The sequence below is a fragment of the Azorhizobium sp. AG788 genome (assembly GCF_004364705.1).
Lineage (GTDB): Bacteria > Pseudomonadota > Alphaproteobacteria > Rhizobiales > Xanthobacteraceae > Azorhizobium > Azorhizobium caulinodans.
On the sequence record NZ_SOBM01000010.1, the window covers coordinates 1 to 19,825 of the forward strand.

A 19,825-nucleotide genomic window follows, 5' to 3' on the forward strand; every position below is an offset into this window, starting at 1 on the left:
GACGACGGCTTCTCGCCGCCGCCACGCAAGAAGAAGGCGGAGGACGAAGCTCCCGCCCCGAAGTCCGACAAGCCGCTCAGCCAGAAAGAGCTGGACGCGCTGATGGACGACGGCTTCTCGCCGCCGCCGCGCAAGAAGGCCGAGCCCAAGCCGGAGGACGCCGCGGGACGTGCGGGCAAGCCGCTCAGCCAGAAGGAACTGGACGCGCTTCTCAACGGTGACTTCACCGGTGGCCCCGAGCCGGTCGTCGAAGAGGAAGAGCCGGAGGCCGATGTCGCCCCCGCCGAGGCGATGCCCCCGGAGGAGAGCAAGCGCGCCGCAGCTGATCCGGCGGACGACGCCGATGACGATGCGCCGGCCTTTCCGCCCATGCCGGACATGCTGGAGCCGCCCGCCCCGGCACCGGAACCCGTCAAGGCCAAGCCCAAGCGCAAATGGCTGCGGCTGCCGAAGCTCGGCCTGCCCAAGCTGAAACTGCCCTCCTTCCGCAAGTCGAAGGCGAAAGCCAAGGCCGCTCCGGCTCCCATGCCCGCCCCGTCCGCGAAGACGGACGAGGCGGCACCGGCGGCCAAGGGGAAATTCGGTCTCAAGTTCAAGAAGCCGTCGGTCAAGACGCTGGCGATCGTCGGCGGCAGCGTCGTCGTGGTCGGTGGCGGGCTCGCCGGCGGCGCCTTTATGATGCGCGAGACCATTTCCTCGCAGGCCTGCAGCACCGCCGGTGTGATGTGCAAACCCGACCCGATGGTGTTCAAGAATATCCGGAGCGCGGAACTGCTCGCCGAGCATGTGCAGGACAGCATGCGAATCACGCTGAACGGCGAGCTGGTCGCGATCGCGGAGGGTTCGCTGCGCAGCCGCTGGGTCGCGATCAAGCCCTTGCTGAAGGAGGGGGAAAATACCCTTCTGGTGCAGATCGACAGCCGCAAGGGGCCGGTGTGCACGGGCACGCTGACGCTGCGCATCAACGGCCAGGAAATTCCCGAGCAGTCTTACCAGTGGGCCTTCCGGCTAAAGGACGGCAAGCCGGGCAACTGCCTCACGCAGATGTATAAGATCGAACTGAAGTAGCGCCCGCCGGTCCGAGGCAGGCGCGGCTCCCCGAGAACCTGACAGCGGGCGCGTCAGGCGCGCTTGCGGAAGACCTCGGCCTCGATCTCGTCGCCTGCGGCGCCGACGATGCCGGCAGGGTCCGTGGAGATCTCCAGATCCGGCTCGCTGATGCGGGCCGCCGCGCGTGACGGCTCCGCCGGCCGGAGCAGGACGAAGGCAACGAGCGCCGCCGCCGCGAGACCCGGCACCACGATCACCAGCGCGTCGCCGGGCACCGCGAAGGCACTCGCCAGCATGGTGCCCAGCAGTCCGCCGCCGATCTGCATGAAGCCCATCATGGCGGAAGCCGCACCGGCCATCCTCGGGAAATTGGCGAGCGCGCCCGTGGTGCCGCCGGGCAGCAGCACGGCGATGCCGAAGGCCCAGACCGCCACCGGCAGCATGGTGGCCACCGCCGAGAGGGGCCACAGGCGGGTCGCGAAGGCCATGCCGACCGCCGCCGCCAGCACGATGGCGAGGCCGAAGGGCACCAGTGCCTCCGCCTTGAAGCGCCTGAGCAGCCGGCCGGTGACCAGCGAGCCGGTCATGAACGAACCGGTCTGGCAGATCATGGCGATGCCGAAGCCGATGGGCGAGAGGCCCACCCGCTCGATGAGCACGAAGGGCAGGATGGCAGCCAGCGTATAGATGCCGCCGAGGGTGAAACCGATCACCAGGCTCGGCTGGAGAAAGCGCCGGTCCGACAGCAGCGTCGCATAGTTGCGGGCAACCGTGGCCGGATGGGCGTTGGCCCGCAGCGGGGCCGCATTGGTCTCCGGTACGAGGACCGCCAGCAGCAGCACGAGCACGAGGCCATAGATCACCATCACGAGAAAGATGGCCGACCAGCCCACGGTCGAGAGGATGAGGCCGCCGAGCGTCGGGGCGATGGCGGGCCCGATCGCCAGCATGGTGGCGATCAGGTTCATGATACGGGCGGACGGCTGACCGGTGAACTGGTCGCGCACGATGGCACGGGAGACGGCTGGGCCCGCAGCCACGCCGATCCCCTGAAGGCCGCGGCCGATGATCAGCGCGGTAATGTCGGGCGCGAAGGCCGCCACCACGCTGCCGGCCAGATAGATGGCGAAGAAGCCGAGTGCCGTGGGCCGCCGCCCGAAGGCATCGGAGAGCGGCCCGCAGGCGAGCTGGGAAAAGGCGAAGCCGAAGAAATAGACGGAGAGCGTGAGCTTCAGCAGGGCCGGAGTGGTGTGAAAGGCCTCCACGAGCGCCGGCATGGCCGGCGTGTAGAGCGACATGCTGATCGGCCCCAGCACGACGATCATCGCACCGATGACCGCCGTGCGGCTTTCACTCATCACTGGCTTCATGCGTCGTCCGCATCTCTCCCCGCCACCAGGTTCAGGCGCATCCGGTCGAGGGCGGTCCTGAAATTGGCGATCTGGTCTTCCGAGAGGCCGTTGAGGATTTCCTCCCGCGCGGCGAGCGCGATGGAGGTGATGCGCGCGATCAGCGGCGCGGCGGCCGGCGTCAGCAGCACGCGTTTCGCCCGGCGGTCGGTGGGATCGGGCTCGCGCTTCACGAGGCTCTGCGCCTCGAGACGATCGAGAGAAGCCACCAGCGTCATGGGCTCGACGCTCATCTTCTCGGCAAGGGCCGTCTGGCGCAGGCCCGGATGCTGATTGATGTAGATCAGCGTGCGGGCCTCACCGGAGGTGATGCCGAGGCCGCCCTGCTCGAACGCACGGTCCGTGCGCGCCCGATAGAGCCGCGACACCTCGAAGAAAAGAAATCCCAACGGAGTCTCAGACATATCTCCCCCACAATACGGTAAGTGAAACTTACTTTCTAGCCTCTCGTTCTCGCCCGGCCGCGTGTTGACCTTTCCATGGGTAAATCGGAAAAATCTGCTGCACGCAGAGCGTCCCCTGTTTCCACCGACCCGCAACGCACAAAGAACCTAGAGCAGTCATTCGAGGTTATAATACCTCTAAGTTGTAATTCGAGGCGGAGAAAGGACCAAAACGGTGCGAGAAGCCCTGCGGCACAGGCTCCATAAGCTCCAGGACAGCACCAGTATCGCCCAGCAGCTCGGCGTGGTGCTGAGCGTGGTGTGCATCCTGGGCCTGATCGTCGTGTCCATCTTCTCCGCCCGCCTGAGCGGTTGGGCGATCGCGGAACGCATCCAGCAGAACATGTCCCTCACCGCCGCAACCATCGCGGACCGGCTGGACGTGGACATGTTCGAGCGCTACCGCGAGGTGCGGAATCTGGCGCAGTTGCGGGCCCTGGACATCGCCTGGGAGGGCGATGCCGCCCTGCTGCGCGCGGCGCTGAACCAGGCCCAGTCCGGCATGCGCCACTTCGCCTGGATCGGCTTTGCCCGCCCCGACGGCCAGGTGGTGGCGGCGACGCAGGGCATGCTGGAGGGCACGTCCGTCTTCTCCCGCCCATGGTTCCGGGATGGATTGAAAGGCCCCGCGGTCGGCGATCTGCACGAGGCCGTGCTGCTGGCGAAGCTCCTCCCCAATCTCGGCGCGACCGGCGATCCGGAGCGCTTCGTCGATATCGCCTTTCCGGTTCACTCGCGGGACGGTCGCCTGCTCGGCGTGCTGGGCGCGCATCTTTATTTCCGCTGGGTCGAGGGCCTGCGCGACACGGTTCTCAAGGCCCAGCCGGGCGTGAATATCGTGGTGATGTCCTCCGAAGGCATCGTCCTGCTCGGCCCCGAACGTGGCGATACGCCCTTTACGAAGGACCGAATCGCGCGGATGTCCGTGACCCGCACCGGTGCCTTCGTCCAGAAGAGCCCCACAGGCGACCTCCTGACGGGTTATGCGATCTCCGACGGCGAGCAGGACTTCCCGGGCTTCGGCTGGATCGTGGTCGCGCAGCAGCCGGCAGAGGATGCCTTCGCCTCAGCCTATCACGTCGCATTCCGCATCATCGGCTACGGCGCCATCGCGCTGCTGGTGTGCGTCGGCCTCACGCTGTGGTTCGCCCGGCGGCTGGGCCGCCCGCTGCGCCAGCTCGCCCTAGCCGCGGAGGAGATCGGCCGCGACCCCAAGATCACGATGCTGCCGCGCCTGCGCGGCAATGCGGACGTGATGCACCTCTCCTACGCCCTGCGCTCGCTCCTGCGGCGCCTGACCTCGGCGGAGACGCGCTATGAGATGTTCAGCCGCAAGCACGAGCAGGATGTGGCGGCACTGAAGGAGCTGGCGGACACCGATCCGCTGACCGGCCTGCTCAACCGGCGCTCCTTCCTCGCCATGGCGGATGTGGCGCTGGATAGTGCCCATGCCACAGGCCAGCTCGGCATCCTCATGGCTGACATCGACCACTTCAAGCAGGTGAACGACACCTACGGGCATGCCGCCGGCGACGCCGTGCTGAAGCATGTGGCGGACACCTTCGTCAGAACGCTGCGCGCACACGACCATCTCGCCCGCTTCGGTGGCGAGGAATTCGTGGCCCTGCTTCAGGATACCGACGCGACCGGCATGCAGGCGCTGGCCGAGCGGGTGCGCGAGGCGGTGGCGGCGACGAAGGTGGTCTTCGAGGATGAGGCCATCGCCGTCACCATCTCCATCGGCGCCGCACTGGCACACGATCAGGACCGCGACATGCACAAGGTGATCGAGCGCGCGGACCTTGCCCTCTACGAGGCCAAGAATTCCGGCCGCAATCGCATCGTCATCTCACCCGAGCCGAGCCTGCAGGGCTGAACGCCCGCAGGCTGCGATCGCTCAGGCCGCGCCGTTCAGGAATGGGTTGGAGCGGCGCTCGTCACCGATGCTCGTCACCGGCCCGTGGCCCGGCAGGCACACCACCGCATCACCGAGCGGCAGGAGCTTGGAGACGATGCCGGAAATGAGCAGTTCCGGATCGCCATAGGGGAAATCCGTGCGTCCGACGGAGCCGCGGAACAGCGTGTCGCCGACGATGGCGACATTGGTGCCCTTGTGGACGAAGACCACATGGCCGGGCGTGTGGCCGGGCACGTCCAGCACCTCCAGCGTCACCTCGCCGATGGTGACGGTGTCGCCTTCTTCCAGATAGCGGCTCGGCGTGACGTTCCGCGCGCCTTCCATGCCGAAGCGGGCGGCGGAGTCCACCAGGCCGTCCATCAGGAACTGGTCCTTCTCGTTCGGCCCCTCGATCGGCACGCCCAGAGTCTCGGAGAGTTCCGCCGCGCCCGCCGCATGGTCCACATGGCCGTGGGTGAGCAGGATCTTCTCCACCGTGATGCCGGTTTCCTTGAGCGCCGCCTCGATGCGGGGCAGGTCGCCACCGGGATCGATGACCGCGCCCTTCTTGGTGGCTGTGCACCACAGGATGGAGCAGTTCTGGTCGAAGGGCGTGACAGGCACCACGGCGATCTGGATGGGCTGCATGGAGCATCCGGAACTGGAGGAGGGCCGCGCGGCGGCCGGAACAGGCGCCTTTCAGAGCATGAAAGGGCCGGGATGAAAACCGCTAATCACCGTGCGGTGGCATCCACGGGGGTCGTCGGCGAGAAGCCGATGCGCCCGTTCACACCATCATAGAGCACGCGGTAATGCCGGAAGACGAGGCCACCGGAATTGAACCCGGGAACGCTGCCGTGGGGCGGCTCGTAGCGATAGCGGTTGAGCCAGGGCCGGCGGCCGGCGGTGACCGTGAGCTGCATCACCCCCTCCACCGAGGTCGTGACCGTGCGGCCCGGCGGCACGCGCTTGTTGAGGCGCGAGCGCGGCAGGCCCGGCGTCTCGAAGCTGCCGAGACCGGCGCCGGTGTCGAACACGGTCGCATAGCAGCCGGCCGGACCGTCATCCACGCGGAAGCAGGTGGGGATGCTCTTGGTGTTCCAGGCCTTGAGGCCGTCCGGCTGCTGGTTGCCCTGCGCCGGCTGGAAGGCGGCGAAGGCATAGCCGGCGGAATTCTCCGGCGTGAGCCCCACTTCCAGATGCGGCACGAGGTTCGGGTCCGCCTTGTCGTTGGCATGGACGATGAAGCCGGTGGAGAGGTTCCCCGGAAGCTGGGCCAGCGGGTTGAAGGCGGCGACGCCGCTGTAGGCGACGCCCATCACGCCGACTTCCGTCGGCTTCCATTTGGGGCAGTTCGGCTTTTCCGGCTTGCAGGTGATGGACTGCACCACCTGGATGGCTATGGGCCTGGCGGTGGCGACCGCGGGCGAGGCTCCGGGAAAGGCCACCACCGCGTAGCCAAGCACACCGTGCAGAACGTTGCCGCTGGAATAGGAGTATTCGACCGGAATGTCGGTGAGCTTCACATCCGGCCCCAGTGCCTCCTGGCGGATGCGCAGGCCTGTGGAGCCGGTATCGAGCAGAACCGTGCCACCGGCCCCTCCGCCGGCCGTGACCGCGATGAAATTGGAGAAGCCGCTGCGGTCGGGCCGCTTGAGCAGCGGAATGGTCGCGGTGCGCGGGGCCTCCACCGTCTGGGCCATGACGGGCGAGGGGCTAACAGCCAGACAGCCCGCGAACACCATCGCGATCGCGACCCTGCCTGATGCGGGACGTCGGGCGGTGGCGGCCGGACGTCCCCGATCTCCGCCAAGGTGAAGCGTCGTCATGGAAAAGCCCCCGCTTGTAACGCGAGAGCTTTCACACCGGCCGAGCCCGGGCGCAAGGGCATCCCCTGCCTGTCGCGCCCGGCAGCCGTTAGGCGGCGAGGGACGCCGCATCCTCGCTGGCACGGGCCAGTTCGACGAGACGGGTGACCATGGCGGACGCCGGATCCGCGAGCTGGTCGAGCACCGTGAAGTGGTTGGCGCCGGGCACTTCGACGCTGTCCGCCACCGCGCCCTGCTCGTCCCAGGCCACCGCGAAATCGCGGCTCTGGCGGCGGAACTCCGAGCTCTCCTCGGCACCGACGAAGGCGGAGAAGGTGCGGCCGGCCGGCACCTCCCAATGGATCGGCGAAAGGCGCCGCGCCTCGGCCTCGCTGAGGCGCAGCGCCTCGTTGAGGCGCGTGGACACCAGCGGCTCCAGATCATAGACGCCGGAGATGCCGAGGCCGGAGGTCACCATGTCGTCGGCGCCGCGCACGTCGATGTCGTGCCAGCGGGTGGCGGTGAGCGCGGCAGCCAGATGACCGCCCGCTGAGTGGCCGCTTACGACGATGCGCCGCTTGATGCGGTGGTGCAGGCAGATGGCCGCGCCGCGCGCCTGCGCGACGATGTTGCCGACCGGGACGTGGGGGGCAAGGTCATAGCCGGCGAGCGCGACGGCGACGCCATGGGCAAGGCACCCCTCCGCGACGAAGGTGACTTCGCGCGGGTGCTGGCGCTGCCAGTAGCCGCCATGAAAGAACAGGACGACCGGCGCCTGCCGGGTGGCGTCGGGCCACAGGATGTCAAGGAACTGGCGGGGCGAAGGCCCGTGGGGGATGCCAAGATCGGCCGCGGCGACATCGCCGCGCAGATGGGCCGAGCGGGAAATCCAGCCTGCAACAATGTCCGGGAATTCCGGCACGCGGGCACGGTTGTCGTATTCGGATTCGTAATCCATTGCTTACCCCCTTTCTTTGAGCTTGCGGCCGAGGGCCGAGGGCCACGCGCCGGACGGCGGCGGCCGGTCTTGTCGAGGATGCGAGCTGCTGGCTGCATCCGGGCTCAAGCCGCGCGGGCCGGCTCCGGTTCCCGGACGCCCCTGCGCGGGTGGGTTCACTCCGCCATCGTAACGCTGACGGAGACGCGGTTACTCATGTTCACCGTGGGCGTTGCGAATACGCCTGACGACGTACCATACGGCGATCACCGAGATCGGTACAGCAATTGCTGTGATCGTGCCGGGATTGACGTGGTGCCCGAGAATCACGACCCCGCTGGCGTGCAGGCCTTCGGCGAGCAGGTGCACGAGGCTCGCCACATAATAAGAGATGGCCGCGACGGAGAGACCTTCCACCGTGCGTTGCAGCCGCAACTGCAGGCGGGTGCGCTCGTTCATCGAGGTGAGCAGGTCGCGATTCTGCTGCTCCAGTTCCACGTCCACGCGGGTGCGCAGGAGATCGGCGCTGCGGGCGAGCTTGGCGGCGATGTTGCCCTGCCGTTCCTCCACCGAGTGGCAGGTGCGCATGGCCGGCGCCATCCGCCGGTCGAGGAACTGCTGCCAGGTGGGGAAGCCCTGCACCGCCTCCTCCCGGATGGTGGCGAGGCGCAGCCGCACGATCTCCGCATAGGCCCGGCTGGCGCCGAAGCGGAACAGCGACGGGGCGGTGTCCGCCTCCAGCTCGGCGGCCAGCGCGACCAGTTCGTCGAGCAGACGGTTGTTGGCGGAAAGGCCGACCGAGCGGGTCATCTCGGCGGTGGCCTGCGCGAGCCGCGCCTCGATCTTGGAGATGAGCGGTGCCAGCTTCTGCGCCTCCGGCAGGCCGAGCAGCGCCAGCGTGCGATAGGTCTCGATCTCCAGCACCCGCTGCACCAGGGCGCCGGCCGCCTCGGCGCCGAGGCCGCGGTCGCGCACGAGGATGCGCACGAAGCCCGCCGGGTCCGGCTTGAAATCGGTGGCGATCTCGGCGGCACCGTCATTCACGTCCGAGCGGGCAAGGCTCCCGCGATCGAACACGCCATCGAGCTGCACATCCTCCATGGTGTCGGTGACGAGGTGCAGGTCCACCGCCACGAGCAGAGGCCCCGGCTGCGGCAACTGGGTAAGCGGGCTCGCCAGAGCGGCAGCGGCCGGGTGAAACGGCAATTGGTTGGGCGTTGCCTCAACGGCCGGCAGATCCCACGTATAAGTGGAGAACTCTGCATGGGCCTCCCAGCGCAGTGTGGCCCCGCCGAACGAAACGCGGTGATGCTTGGCGCCCGGCAGCGGGCCGGGGACGCCCCGGCTGGCGCAGAGCTCGGTCACCAGCGCCCGCTCGGTCTGCGCATCGGCAGGCGAGGTAAGGAAAGCCACGTGGAGGAAGCGGCGGGGTGTTTCGACCGGAAAGAACGGGCGCGCGTGCAGTTCGCCCATCACGGCAGCCCGCATGGCGTGGGCCGAGAGGGTGCGCCCCTCGCCGATGACGAGATCCGCCGCACCGCCAGCGGGATCGCCCGCCTTGGTCGCGGCCAGCCCTGCACCCTGCTGCTGGTCCACCATCATCCGTCCTCGTCGCCTCTGCCTCCTCGGTTGCTGACATGAAGCGTCTGTCAGCACAAGCTACGCCCCGGCACGCGACCCTTTGCCGCCCCGCTTACGCCAGAGGTCACGGGCCTACTTGCGGAAACCAAGGAAACTGATATCGTTTTTTCGGTTTCCTGATCAGGCCAGTTGGTGCCTCGTCAAAGGGGGAGGATGAAATGTCTCAAGCCACGACGCGGCCGGTGCTGATTGCCGGCGCCGGCCCCACCGGCCTGTCGCTGGCCATCGTCCTGCGGCAATTCGGGATCGACGTACGCCTCATCGACAAGGCCCCGCAGGCGGCCACGGTCTCCAAGGCCCTGGCAGTGTGGAGCGCGAGCCTGGAGGCGCTCGGCGCCATGGGGGCCGTGGAGGCCTTCATGGCCGAGGGCGCCCATCTCAATTCGCTGATCGTGGGCGAGGGCGACAAGCCGCTCGCCACGCTGGCGGTGGGCGAGGGCATCGACAGCCCCTACCCTTTCCCTTTGCTGCTGCCGCAGTCGCGCACCGAGGCCATCCTCACGCAGCGGCTCTCGGCGCTGGGCGCCGAGATCGAGCGCACGGTCGAACTCTCCGGCTTCACGCAGGATGCCGGCGGCGTCACCGCCACGCTGACCCATCCGGACGGCCGGCAGGAAGAGATGCGGGCGGCCTATCTCGTGGGCTGCGACGGCGCCCGCAGCAGCGTGCGCCAGGGCCTCGACATCGCCTTCGAGGGCTATACGGAGCCACAGACCTTCCTGCTGGGCGACGTGAAGATCGACGGCGGCGCGCTCGACCACCGCAGCATCTACATCTGGTGGCAGAACGGCGCCACCGCTGCCCTGTTTCCCTTCGAGACCGACACCTGGCGCATCTTCGGCGCCCGCGCCGACGCAACCAATGACGCCCCTCCGACGCTGGAGGAGCTTCAGGCCTATATGGACCGCCACGGCCCGCCCGGCTGCCGCCTGCGCGACGCCACCTGGCTCTCCGCGTTCCGCACCAACGAGCGCCTCGCCGCCCGCTATCGCGACGGCCGCGTCTTCCTTGCCGGCGACGCGGCGCACATCCATTCGCCCGCCGGCGGACAGGGCATGAACACGGGCGTGCAGGACGCCTTCAATCTCGGCTGGAAACTCGCTTATGCGCTGCTGGGCCGGGGGGATGCGGAACTGCTGCTCGACAGCTATGAGGCCGAGCGCCGCCCCGTCGCCCGCGACGTGGTGAAGGGCGCCGCCCAGAAGCTGCACGTCGCCTTCGCCGGCAGCCGCATCACCCAGTTCGTCCGCGATGTGGCGGTGACGGTGATCGGCAATCTCTCCGCCGCGCAGAAGAAGCTCCAGACCGAATTGTCGGAGACCGCCATCACCTATCACGAGGGGCCGCTGGTGGCCCTCGGAGCGCCGCCCCGCAGCCCGCAGCGCACGGAAGTGGGCACCCGCGCGCTGGAGGCGCTGTTTGCCCATCCGGACAGCGGCGTCACCACCGCGCTCTGGCCGCTGATCGACGGCACCGCGCACACCTTGCTGCTCTTTCCCGACGCGCAGACCCCCCTCACGGTGGAAGCCGCGACGGTGGGATGCGGCGAGGCCTTGCGCATCCTCAGCATCCCGCCCTCCAGCGATCCGCAAGGACTCGTGCGCGAACGCTACCGCATCCGCAAGGCCGGCTGGGTGCTGATCCGGCCAGATCAGGTGGTGGCGGCTCGGGGGGAGGCGGGCGACCTGACGGGCCTCGCCAACTACCTCGATCGTGTGGTACGGCCGGCGCAGATGGCGCCGTCGGCCTGACATGCCGCGATGATCCGGCCGGCGCGCCCGTGTTGCGTTCCGGCTGGACCCTTGGCCCCTCCGGCCCGCCGGAGAAGGAGGCCCCTGCATCTTGTCCGAGCCCTTGCCGCCCCTCGATCTGGAAGACGGGCCTGCGGGTCGCATCCTGACGGCGGCGCGCGAGATGCTGCTGCGCGAGACCTACAGCGGCTTCACCATGGACCGGCTCGCCTTCGCGCTCGGCATGAGCAAGAAGACCATCTACCAGCACTTCTCCTCCAAGCAGGCCATCGTCGGCACCATCCTCGCGGCCACGGGCGCAACGGTCCGCCGCCGGGTCATGGAGGCGCTCGCCGCACCGGTCGCCTATCCGGAGAAACTGGAGACGGTCTTCCGCATCATCTCCTCTTATTTCGCCACCATGTCCCCCGCCTTCGTGGAGGACGTGGCGCGCCACGCACCGGAGATCCACGCCCGGATCAATGCCATCAAGGAGGAGAATATCCCCATCGTATTCGGGCAGCTGCTCGGCATGGGGATGGAGGCGGGCATGATCCGGCCGGAGATCGACCCCGAGTTCGTCACCCAATACTGGCTCCAGATCGTGAAGGCCATTCACGAGCCCGATCTGCTCACCCGCAGCGGCGCCACCGCCAGGGACGCCTTTGAGCAGGCGCTGGATCTCTTCTTCCGCGGCCTCCTCACCCCCAAGGGCCGCGCCGGCACCCGCTGGGCGGACGCGCCGGAGGCGTAAGGGCCTGCGGCCACGACCGTGACGGACCGGGGCGAGGCGCCCCGGAAGATCGGCTGCTCCCCATAAGTATTCACGCACTTATTATTCGACACTGCAAATCCGCAACCTGCGAAGGCACACCGAAAGGGGCCGAAGGGACATCACGCCCCGCGTGCCGGGAACGCAGATGGGCGGCCTCGACCGCGCCACTGAGCCTCCACCAGACGCCGGGACGAGGATCATCCGGTATGATTATCAGGCGTCACACACAACATCCGCTGATGCCGTTCCAAATTCGCACGAGACGCCGCATGCCCAATCACACAAAGGCAAAGCTCAAGCCTATATTTCAGATGTGATTTCCGCATCTTCCGGCGAAGGGATATTTTATCCGGCCGAAGCACTGCAAAAAACAAACAGCGCACCTGACCGGGCGGGACAAATTTTCTCTTCTCCGGAACGTGAAAATGGGAATAATGAAATAATGAATCGGATCACTCACAAAATGTGACGCGATTTAAGTTGCCATTCAGATTGCTTGCACACTCAAAAACATGCCGAAATTTGCCAATCATGACAACAAGATCGCCCGAACGTCGCAGGACATGGAAGGTGGTACCGCCATACGCTTAACCCCCGGGTATCCGAACCTCCTGTCCGTCTCAAAGTCTGACATATCGGACGAGGCCCGGTTGCCGACAGGCAACCCCAACCGCGAAATTGTATCCGGCCTGCCACGGCTCATTTTTCTGCACGTTCCGAAGACCGCAGGCACGACAATCGATCGCATCTTCCGGAATTATTACGATCCCGACAAGATCTGCCCGGAACGCCTGGACGGAATCCGCTTTTGGTCTGGAGAGCAACTTCGCCAGTATCAATTCTTTTCCATGCATGACAGCTATCAGAACCTTCAGCACGTCGCGCCGCCGTGGCAGATGCTGACTGTTCTGCGTGAGCCGATCGATCGGCTTCTGTCGCATTACCTCTATTGGCGCTCATATCGCGACGAGGCCATCAACCGCAACAATATCCACCTGCTCCGGCTCGCCAAGCTTTACAGCCTCAAGGACTTCCTGAAACTTCCCGTACCGGCGCTTTTGCCCGAGATCGACAATCTCACCACCCGGCTTCTGAGCGGAAAGTATTTCAACGCGCAAGGCATACCGTGGCGGGATGATCAGGAGATGCTGGAAGCGGCGCTCGCCAATCTGGAGCGGATCGATTTCTGCGGCATTTACGAATACCTGCCCGAAAGCGTGGACCTGGCCTGCCGGACCTTCGATCTGGCGCCGCCGCGGGAGGTGATGTGGACCAACATCACGCGCGAGAATTACGCCGCAGACCCGCAGAATTTCGAAGCGCTGGATACGCTGGAGATCGGCGAGGAAACGGAACAGCTGTTGGCGCTGCGCACCCGGCTCGACACCGTCGTCTATGACACCGCACGCGCGCGTTTTCTGTCCCAGATCGGCGAGCGCCCCCGCGCCTTCGACCGCTTTCATCATACGGTCGGCCGCCGGATTGAGCATTACGCACGGACGAGCATCCACGGCGATGTGGGCGAGCCGGGTTATCTCCTGTTCGGCCCCTACACGCGCCTGCGGAAGGGCGCCTACCGCGCGACCTTCCATTTGGGATTTGGCCAGCCGGAGTCACAGCCGGCCGAGGATACGCCGATCGCCGAGGTGGACATCATCTCCGGTGGCGGCGCGCACCTCCACGCGACGCGCACCCTGACCGCGGGCGATCTCAAGCCCGGGGACTACAATCCCGTGGAACTGCCGTTCCACCTGGGGCTCACCGCCACCGATCTCGAATTCCGGGTACGGCATACCGGCGCTGTTGCGCTCGCGGTCGAGAGCCGCGTGCTGCTGGACGAGGTGCGTTAGCGCGGCCCTTTATCCTGAAGTTGGGGCGCATCGAAGAGGGCCCCACGGTCGAACGTCGTGGTGAAGGTCGAGACGCCCGAGACGGGATCAGGCTCCCGCACGAGCCGGTGGCAGGCGGGACGCCGAAAGCGCCCCGCTCAGGTCATCAGGCCCCGGGCGGTCACCGGCCACAGGCACTCCACCCGGCCCTTGCGCACGCCCACATACCAGTCGTAGCGGTCGACCGTCGGGTCGCAATGGGCGGGCACGAGGCGCAGCTTCTCGCCCAGCACCGGCAGCGGGCCGTCCTTGGCCTCGATCACGCCGTGCTCGTCGGAGGCGCCCACATAGGCCAGGTCCGGGCGCCCGGCCACCAGCGGATAGCCGCTGTCCACCGGGGCGGCCTTGTGGCCCACGTCCACCACGGCGCGGCCGGTGCCCTTCGGCGCGCTCATCACCTGCGCGAGGATGAAGAGCGACTGGCGGAAGGGTGGCGGCTCGACGTTGCGGGCATAGTCCGCATCCATGAAGGCATAGGAGCCCGCCTGGATCTCGTTCCACAGGCCGCTCGCCGCCTCATGGGCGAAGGTGCCGGTGCCGCCGCCGCCGATGATCGGGCAGTCGAGCCCGCGTGTCTTCAGCGCGTCCAGCGTCTGCTCCACGCAGCCGGCGGCGAAGGCGATGGCCTGCCGCCGCTCCTCCGGCTGGCGCTTGTGCTGGGCACTGCCGTAATAGGCCTGGAGGCCGCCGAACGTGAGGTGCTTCGAGCCGGCAATGCGCGCAGCGAGCTCCGCCGCCGGCGCACCGGGCTCAAGGCCGCAGCGCTTGGCGCCCACCTCGATCTCCACCAGCACGGACAGGCGGATGCCCGCCGCCTCGGCCGCCGCCTCGATCAGCGGGATCGCGGCCGGATCATCGGCGCAGAGCTGCACGCGGGCGATGGCGGAGACCGCGGCGAGCCGCTTCAGCTTGCGCGGCTCCACCACCTCGTTGCTGACCAGAATGTCGTTGATCCCGGCCTGCGCGAGCGCCTCCGCCTCGCCCACCTTCTGCACGCACTGGCCCACCGCCCCACGCTCCATCTGCAAACGGGCGATGACGGCGCTCTTGTGGGTCTTGGCGTGGGCGCGCAGCTTCGCACCCGTAGGCTTCAGCAGCGCCGCCATGGCGTCGAGATTGGCCTCGAAGGCATCGAGATCAAGGATGAGAGCCGGGGTATCGACCTCGTCCTCGCGCATGCCGGGTTCGGCGGGGGGAAGCTGAAGCATCGGTTGGTCCTCTTGGGGCGGTTCAGGCGAGGCCGCCATTGGCGCGGACGATCTGGCCGTTCACCCAGCCGCCGTCCGGACCGGCGAGGAAGGCGATGACGGCGGCAATCTCCTCGGGCGTCGCGATGCGCTCCAGCGGGGGCGCCTTGGCGAGGCGCTCCACCAGTTCCTCCGACTTGCCCTCGAAGAAGAGTTCCGTGCCCGTCGGGCCCGGTGCCACGGCATTCACGCAGATGTTGCGGCCGCGCAGCTCATTGGCGAGCGTGCGGGTGAACAGATCCACAGCGGCCTTGGAGGCCGAATAGAGGCCGTAGTTCGGGAAGGCGGTGGCGACCACCGTGGTGGAGAGCGAAATGATGCGCCCGCCATCGGGCACCCGGTTCGCCGCCGCCCGCAGCACGTTGAACGCGCCAGTGACGTTGGTGGCGAGGATGGCGGCAAGATCGGCGTCGCTGGCCTTGGCCATGGAGACCATCTTCAGCACGCCGGCGCTGTTGACCACGACGTTCGCCGGGCCGAAGGCGGATTCCGCGTCACCGAACAGCCGCTCCACATCGGCGGCCTTGGCGATGTCCGCCTGAAGGGCGATGGCCTGCCCGCCGGCAGCGGTGATCTCCGCCACCACTTCCTGCGCCTTGATGGCCTGTCCGGCATAGCCCACGGAGACGGCAAAGCCGTCACGGGCGAGACGCAGAGCCGTGGCGCGGCCGATGCCGCGGGAGGCGCCGGTAACGAGAGCGTGGCGGGGCATGGCACTTCTCCGGAAGGGACCGAGACAGAGGCCGCCCAGACGAAGCCCGCGCGGCGGATGGGAATGCGATTCCCGCAGACTGCATCAAGCTGCGCAGAAAATCTGCCCGTTATCTCGTTGAAAAAAGACGGCTTCTCCGGGCCCATCGAGCGCATTGCGCTGCGATAGGCCCGGATCGGCTCTGTCGGATCAGGCCGCCAGCGGCAGGGCGCGGGCGTCGATCTTGGCGAGGCGGGCCAGCAGGTAGTCCACCTCGGCGCGCGCCGTGGCGGAGAGCGTGCCGCCGGGCTTGCGCTGGGCGTCGGAGGAGATGAAGCCGCGCTTCATCAGCACATACTTGCGGGTGGCAAGGCCCACGCCCTGCTGCTGCTCGTAGCGCAGGAGCGGCAGGTGGGCGTCGAACAGATCGTGCGCCTCATCGCGCTTGCCCGCCTTCTGGAGCTTCACCACGTCGGAGAGCATCTCGGGGAAGGCATAGCCGGTCATGGCGCCGTCCGCCCCGCGCTCCATCTCGAAATCGAGGAACATGCCGCCGTTGCCGGTGAGGATGGAGATCGGGCGCATGGTGCCTTCCTTCTGGAAGCCACGCAGGGTCGAGATCTTTTCGAGGCCCGGCCAGTCCTCATGCTTCAGCATCACACAGGAGGGGTGCTCCTCGACGATGGTGCGGATGACCTTGGGCGTCATCTGCACCGAGAGGGTGAGCGGATAGTCCTGGATGACGAAGGGGATGTCGGTGCCGATGGCCTCGATGGCCTGACGGTAATAGGTGATGATCTGGTCGTCCGTGCGCAGGCTCGGCACGGGAGCGATCATCACGCCGGCGGCACCCTTGTCCATGGCGTTGCGGGCGAGCCAGCGCATGGCGGCAAAGCCCGGCGCCGAGACGCCGACGATCACCGGCAGGCCGGCCATGCCCTTGGCGAAGCGGGCGGCGATGTTGAGGCTCTCGTCCGGCTCCAGCTTCGGGGCCTCGCCCATGATGCCGAGCACCGTCACGCCGGTGGCGCCGGCCGCGATATAGCGCTCCATCAGCGTGTCGAGGGAGGCTTCATCGATGCGGCCGTCCGCATGGAACGGGGTGGGCGCGATCGGGAAGAGGCCGCTGGCATCGGCGGTGAGGCGCATGGGAAAACTCCGTCTGGAAGCGCGGGAGAGGGTGGTTTACACGCGGTATACCACCCGAGTGAACCATATCGGTCTGCGGATCAAGCCTTCTCTCGCAGTGCTCGTTCGCAAACCCGTTCGAGGAAGCGATAGAGCCTTGGATGGTCGGCGTGGGTCACATTGAAGCGCATGAAGGGGGTGGCCTTCTGGTCGGCGCGGAAGAGTGCGCCCGGTGCGAGCATGATGCCTTCTTCCATGGCCTGATGGGCCACCGCCTCCATGTCCGGTGCGCCCGGCAAGGCGGCCCATACGAACATGCCGCCGTTTGGCCGATGAAAGATGGAGAGGCCGGCATTCTCAAGGCCGGCACACACCGTCTTCTGCGCCACCGCCAGCTTGTCGCGCAGGCGTGCCAGATGCAGCCGGTGGTGGCCGTCCACCAGGATGGAATGCACTACCTGCTCGCTGATTTCCGAACTGGTGAGGCCGCCTGCAAGCTTTAGATAGAGCATCCGTTCCACGAGATCCCGCCCCACCACCAGATAGCCGACCCGCAGGCTCGGCGAGATGGTCTTGGAGAAGGAGCCCGCATAGAGCACCCGGCGGAACTGGTCGAGGCTGGCGATGCTGGGCATCTGGTCCGGGGCCATGCCGGCGAAGATGTCGTCCTCAACGATGTGGAAGTCGAAGTCCTCCGCCACTCGCAGCACGCGGTAGATGACCGCCGGCGGGCAACCGGTGCCGGTGGGATTGTGCAGGATGGTGTTGGTAAAGAAGACGCGGGGGCGATAGCGCTCCGCCAGAGCCTCCAGCGCCTCCACATCCGGCCCCTGGGGCGTGCGGGGAATGCCGATGATCCGCACGCCAAGCGCCCGTAGCGTCGGGAAGAGGTTGCAATAGCCGGGATCGTCCACGAAGGCGGTGTCGCCCGCCTGGAGCAGCCCGCGCGCGGCGATGTCGAGGGCCTGCGAGGCGCCATGGGTGAGGATGATGTTGTCCGGCTCGCAGTCGATGGCCCGCTGGGCGAGCAGCATCTGGATGGCCCGCCGCAGCGGCTCATAGCCATGGGGATTGCCGTAGCGCGAGACGGCCGAAGCCGGCTTCTTGGCGAGCGCGGACAGGGAATGGCGCAGCCCGTCGGTGAAGAGATGGCTTTCCGGGAGCCATCCCGAGCCCACCTTCAGCAGGTTGGGGTCGTCCTCATAGACGCGCTGGAGCAGCCAGAGGGCATCGATGGGGACCGAATTCTGCGCCTGCCGCCGCTGCGGCTCCCGCGCCGCCTTCCGCATGGCGACGTAATAACCGCTGGCCCGGCGCGCCTCCAGATAGCCCTCCGCCACGAGCCGGTTATAGGCATTGGAGACGGTGAGCGTGCTGACGCTGCATTCGGCGGCCAGTTGCCGCACCGAAGGCAGGCGTGCTCCGGGGGCCAACACGCCCTCGGCGATCTGCTCCGCCACCGCCGCCACGATCTGCGAGACGAGCGGCACCTTGCCACCGGCATCGAGCGTGATCGAAAGCATGTCGGGAGCCTCCCGCTCCGGCGCGACGTGAGCGCCTATGTACAGTTCAGCCTGATGCTTATCGCGGCCACCGCCGCCCAAGGCGCAGGCAGGCTGACAAACGGTTCACGGACAAAGGCCAGACGACGCTGGCCGCCCCTTCACTGTATCGGTCAGGCGACCATAACAGCTTCAGCAGGCGGCCGCGCATCTGTATATATACAAAAGCGCCGCGGGGTCTATTGTGCTCATGCCAATTTCGCTGCGGCGGACGCGCGACCTTTCAGGAGAGAACAATGGATCAGGTGACCGACACCGGCGCGCTCGCGCGTCAGCTCAATGTGGATCCCTACTGGGCGCCGTTTACCTCCAACCGCCGCTTCAAGGCCGACCCGTCCGACCGCACGATGATCTCGGCGGAAGGCTGCTACTTCACCAATGCAAATGGCGTGAAGCTGTTCGACGGCTCCTCGGGTCTGTGGTGCACGCCGCTCGGCCATTCCCACCCGCGCATCGTCGAAGCGGTGACCAAGCAGGTCCGCTCGCTCGACTACGCCCCGTCCTTCCAGGTGGCGAGCGCCACCACCATCCAGCTCGCCGAGCGCGTGGCCGAGATGGCGCCCGAGGGCCTCAACCGCGTGTTCTTTGCCAATTCCGGCTCGGAAGCGGTGGATACGGCGCTGAAGATCGCCATGGGTTATCACCGGCTTACGGGGAACGCCACGCGCACCCGCTTCATCGGCCGTGAAAAGGGCTATCACGGCGTCGGCTTCGGCGGCATGTCGGTGGGCGGCATCGTCGCCAACCGCAAGATGTTCGCCCCCGGCATGGTGAACGGCGTCGATCACCTGCCCCACACTTATGACCAGTCGAAGATGGCCTTCTCCAAGGGCCAGCCGGCCTGGGGCGCGCATCTCGCCGACGAACTGGAGCGCATCGTTGCGCTGCACGACGCCTCCACCATCGCCGCCGTGATCGTGGAGCCCATGCAGGGCTCGGCCGGCGTCATCGTGCCGCCGATCGGCTATCTCGAGCGCCTGCGCGAAATCTGCACCAAGCACGGCATCCTGCTGATCTTCGACGAAGTGATCACCGGCTTCGGCCGCACCGGCTGGGCGTTCGCCGCCCAGCGCCTCGGCGTCGTCCCGGACATGATCACCTTCGCCAAGGCGATCACCAACGGCATCATCCCCATGGGCGGCGTGATCGCCCGCCAGGAGATCTACGAGGCCTTCATGAGCGGCCCGCCGGCTGCCATCGAGTTCTGCCACGGCTACACCTATTCGGGTCACCCGATGGCCGCCGCCGCCGCCCACGCCACCCTCGACGTGTATGAGGAAGAGGATCTGTTCGGCCGCGTGCGGGCGCTGGAGCCCCTCATGGAAGCTGAGTTCCACAGCCTCAAGGGCGAGCCCAACGTGGTGGACGTGCGCAACTTCGGCCTCACCGCCGCGGTCGAGCTCTCGCCCTCCGCTGCCGGCCCGAGCATGCGGGCGCTCAGCATCTTCGAGGCCGGTCTCAAGCAGGGCCTCTACATGCGCTACACCGGCGAGAGCCTCGCCTTCTCGCCGCCCTTCATCTCCACCGAGCAGCAGATCAAGGACATGGTGGCGATCCTGCGCAAGCTCATCCGCGACGCGGCCTGAGCCCTTTCGGCCCCTTCACCGGACGCGCGGCA

General features: G+C 67.2%; 16 protein-coding genes and 1 pseudogene. 7 read left to right on the plus strand and 10 right to left on the minus strand.

The window, feature by feature from the left end; genetic code table 11:
* Nucleotides 1-1,068: pseudogene (locus tag DFO45_RS25025) on the plus strand (hypothetical protein); the annotation flags it as partial.
* A gap of 53 nt (nucleotides 1,069-1,121) precedes the next feature.
* Here DFO45_RS25025 and DFO45_RS22485 read toward each other — a convergent pair.
* Together DFO45_RS22485 and DFO45_RS22490 are read right to left on the minus strand one after the other, a co-directional pair.
* On the minus strand, nucleotides 1,122-2,408 hold the full coding sequence (locus tag DFO45_RS22485) for a multidrug effflux MFS transporter (protein ID WP_245518229.1): 1,287 nt from the start codon (nucleotides 2,406-2,408) through the stop codon (nucleotides 1,122-1,124).
* Between the two features lie 8 nt (nucleotides 2,409-2,416).
* Nucleotides 2,417-2,848 (minus strand): MarR family transcriptional regulator, encoded by a 432-nt coding sequence (locus DFO45_RS22490; protein ID WP_245518230.1) that lies wholly within the window; start codon nucleotides 2,846-2,848, stop codon nucleotides 2,417-2,419.
* Nucleotides 2,849-3,077: 229 nt separating this feature from the next.
* On the opposite strand from DFO45_RS22490, the gene DFO45_RS22495 reads away from it, so the two are divergent.
* Nucleotides 3,078-4,778, plus strand: a complete 1,701-nt coding sequence (locus DFO45_RS22495; protein WP_133866624.1) for a sensor domain-containing diguanylate cyclase — start codon at nucleotides 3,078-3,080, stop codon at nucleotides 4,776-4,778.
* A gap of 21 nt (nucleotides 4,779-4,799) precedes the next feature.
* Here the strand turns inward: DFO45_RS22495 and DFO45_RS22500 are convergent, their stop codons facing one another.
* From DFO45_RS22500 to DFO45_RS22515, 4 genes are all read right to left on the minus strand, one after another.
* Nucleotides 4,800-5,447, minus strand: a complete 648-nt coding sequence (locus DFO45_RS22500) for an MBL fold metallo-hydrolase (protein ID WP_133866625.1) — start codon at nucleotides 5,445-5,447, stop codon at nucleotides 4,800-4,802.
* 86 nt (nucleotides 5,448-5,533) lie between these two features.
* Entirely contained in the window at nucleotides 5,534-6,502 is a 969-nt protein-coding gene (locus tag DFO45_RS22505) for a hypothetical protein (protein ID WP_133866626.1), read from the minus strand.
* A 214-nt stretch (nucleotides 6,503-6,716) separates the two neighbouring features.
* Complete coding sequence (locus tag DFO45_RS22510) at nucleotides 6,717-7,565, minus strand: alpha/beta hydrolase (RefSeq protein WP_133866627.1); 849 nt, start codon at nucleotides 7,563-7,565, stop codon at nucleotides 6,717-6,719.
* Nucleotides 7,566-7,754: 189 nt separating this feature from the next.
* Nucleotides 7,755-9,032, minus strand: a complete 1,278-nt coding sequence (locus tag DFO45_RS22515) for a DUF3422 domain-containing protein (RefSeq protein ID WP_245518236.1) — start codon at nucleotides 9,030-9,032, stop codon at nucleotides 7,755-7,757.
* A gap of 311 nt (nucleotides 9,033-9,343) precedes the next feature.
* Between DFO45_RS22515 and DFO45_RS22520 the strand changes: the two genes are divergently transcribed.
* The 4 genes from DFO45_RS22520 (at nucleotide 9,344) to DFO45_RS22535 (ending at nucleotide 13,540) form a co-directional block, all read left to right on the plus strand.
* Complete coding sequence (locus DFO45_RS22520; protein ID WP_133866628.1) at nucleotides 9,344-10,936, plus strand: FAD-dependent monooxygenase; 1,593 nt, start codon at nucleotides 9,344-9,346, stop codon at nucleotides 10,934-10,936.
* A 91-nt stretch (nucleotides 10,937-11,027) separates the two neighbouring features.
* Nucleotides 11,028-11,669 (plus strand): TetR/AcrR family transcriptional regulator, encoded by a 642-nt coding sequence (locus DFO45_RS22525; RefSeq protein WP_133866629.1) that lies wholly within the window; start codon nucleotides 11,028-11,030, stop codon nucleotides 11,667-11,669.
* A gap of 166 nt (nucleotides 11,670-11,835) precedes the next feature.
* On the plus strand, nucleotides 11,836-12,159 hold the full coding sequence (locus DFO45_RS22530; RefSeq protein WP_133866630.1) for a hypothetical protein: 324 nt from the start codon (nucleotides 11,836-11,838) through the stop codon (nucleotides 12,157-12,159).
* 43 nt (nucleotides 12,160-12,202) lie between these two features.
* Nucleotides 12,203-13,540 carry a sulfotransferase family 2 domain-containing protein gene (locus DFO45_RS22535; protein WP_133866631.1) on the plus strand — a complete coding sequence of 446 codons (1,338 nt, stop codon included), beginning with the start codon at nucleotides 12,203-12,205 and terminating at the stop codon, nucleotides 13,538-13,540.
* Nucleotides 13,541-13,677: 137 nt separating this feature from the next.
* Here DFO45_RS22535 and DFO45_RS22540 read toward each other — a convergent pair whose 3' ends face one another.
* From DFO45_RS22540 to DFO45_RS22555, 4 genes are all read right to left on the minus strand, one after another.
* Nucleotides 13,678-14,787, minus strand: a complete 1,110-nt coding sequence (locus tag DFO45_RS22540) for a DSD1 family PLP-dependent enzyme (RefSeq protein WP_133866632.1) — start codon at nucleotides 14,785-14,787, stop codon at nucleotides 13,678-13,680.
* Between the two features lie 22 nt (nucleotides 14,788-14,809).
* Complete coding sequence (locus tag DFO45_RS22545; RefSeq protein WP_133866633.1) at nucleotides 14,810-15,538, minus strand: SDR family oxidoreductase; 729 nt, start codon at nucleotides 15,536-15,538, stop codon at nucleotides 14,810-14,812.
* A gap of 189 nt (nucleotides 15,539-15,727) precedes the next feature.
* A complete protein-coding gene (locus DFO45_RS22550) occupies nucleotides 15,728-16,666 on the minus strand; it encodes a dihydrodipicolinate synthase family protein (RefSeq protein WP_133866634.1) in 939 nt (312 codons plus the stop codon).
* Nucleotides 16,667-16,746: 80 nt separating this feature from the next.
* Nucleotides 16,747-18,168: a PLP-dependent aminotransferase family protein gene (locus tag DFO45_RS22555; RefSeq protein ID WP_043878853.1), complete on the minus strand. Its 1,422-nt coding sequence runs from the start codon at nucleotides 18,166-18,168 to the stop codon at nucleotides 16,747-16,749.
* A gap of 275 nt (nucleotides 18,169-18,443) precedes the next feature.
* Here DFO45_RS22555 and DFO45_RS22560 point away from each other — a divergent pair, with 275 nt between their 5' ends.
* Nucleotides 18,444-19,793 carry an aspartate aminotransferase family protein gene (locus tag DFO45_RS22560; protein ID WP_043878852.1) on the plus strand — a complete coding sequence of 450 codons (1,350 nt, stop codon included), beginning with the start codon at nucleotides 18,444-18,446 and terminating at the stop codon, nucleotides 19,791-19,793.
* Nucleotides 19,794-19,825: the final 32 nt, after the last annotated feature.

Excerpts from the sequence above, each read along its gene's own strand:
- DFO45_RS22485 (WP_245518229.1), bottom strand. The coding sequence starts at position 2,408 with ATGAGTGAAAGCCGCACGGCGGTCATCGGTGCGATGATCGTCGTGCTG.
- DFO45_RS22500 (WP_133866625.1), bottom strand. The coding sequence starts at position 5,447 with ATGCAGCCCATCCAGATCGCCGTGGTGCCTGTCACGCCCTTCGACCAG.
- DFO45_RS22505 (WP_133866626.1), bottom strand. The coding sequence starts at position 6,502 with ATGGCCCAGACGGTGGAGGCCCCGCGCACCGCGACCATTCCGCTGCTC.
- DFO45_RS22510 (WP_133866627.1), bottom strand. The coding sequence starts at position 7,565 with ATGGATTACGAATCCGAATACGACAACCGTGCCCGCGTGCCGGAATTC.
- DFO45_RS22515 (WP_245518236.1), bottom strand. The coding sequence starts at position 9,032 with ATGCGGGCTGCCGTGATGGGCGAACTGCACGCGCGCCCGTTCTTTCCG.
- DFO45_RS22520 (WP_133866628.1), top strand. The coding sequence starts at position 9,344 with ATGTCTCAAGCCACGACGCGGCCGGTGCTGATTGCCGGCGCCGGCCCC.
- DFO45_RS22530 (WP_133866630.1), top strand. The coding sequence starts at position 11,836 with ATGGGCGGCCTCGACCGCGCCACTGAGCCTCCACCAGACGCCGGGACG.
- DFO45_RS22535 (WP_133866631.1), top strand. The coding sequence starts at position 12,203 with ATGCCGAAATTTGCCAATCATGACAACAAGATCGCCCGAACGTCGCAG.
- DFO45_RS22540 (WP_133866632.1), bottom strand. The coding sequence starts at position 14,787 with ATGCTTCAGCTTCCCCCCGCCGAACCCGGCATGCGCGAGGACGAGGTC.
- DFO45_RS22545 (WP_133866633.1), bottom strand. The coding sequence starts at position 15,538 with ATGCCCCGCCACGCTCTCGTTACCGGCGCCTCCCGCGGCATCGGCCGC.
- DFO45_RS22550 (WP_133866634.1), bottom strand. The coding sequence starts at position 16,666 with ATGCGCCTCACCGCCGATGCCAGCGGCCTCTTCCCGATCGCGCCCACC.
- DFO45_RS22555 (WP_043878853.1), bottom strand. The coding sequence starts at position 18,168 with ATGCTTTCGATCACGCTCGATGCCGGTGGCAAGGTGCCGCTCGTCTCG.
- DFO45_RS22560 (WP_043878852.1), top strand. The coding sequence starts at position 18,444 with ATGGATCAGGTGACCGACACCGGCGCGCTCGCGCGTCAGCTCAATGTG.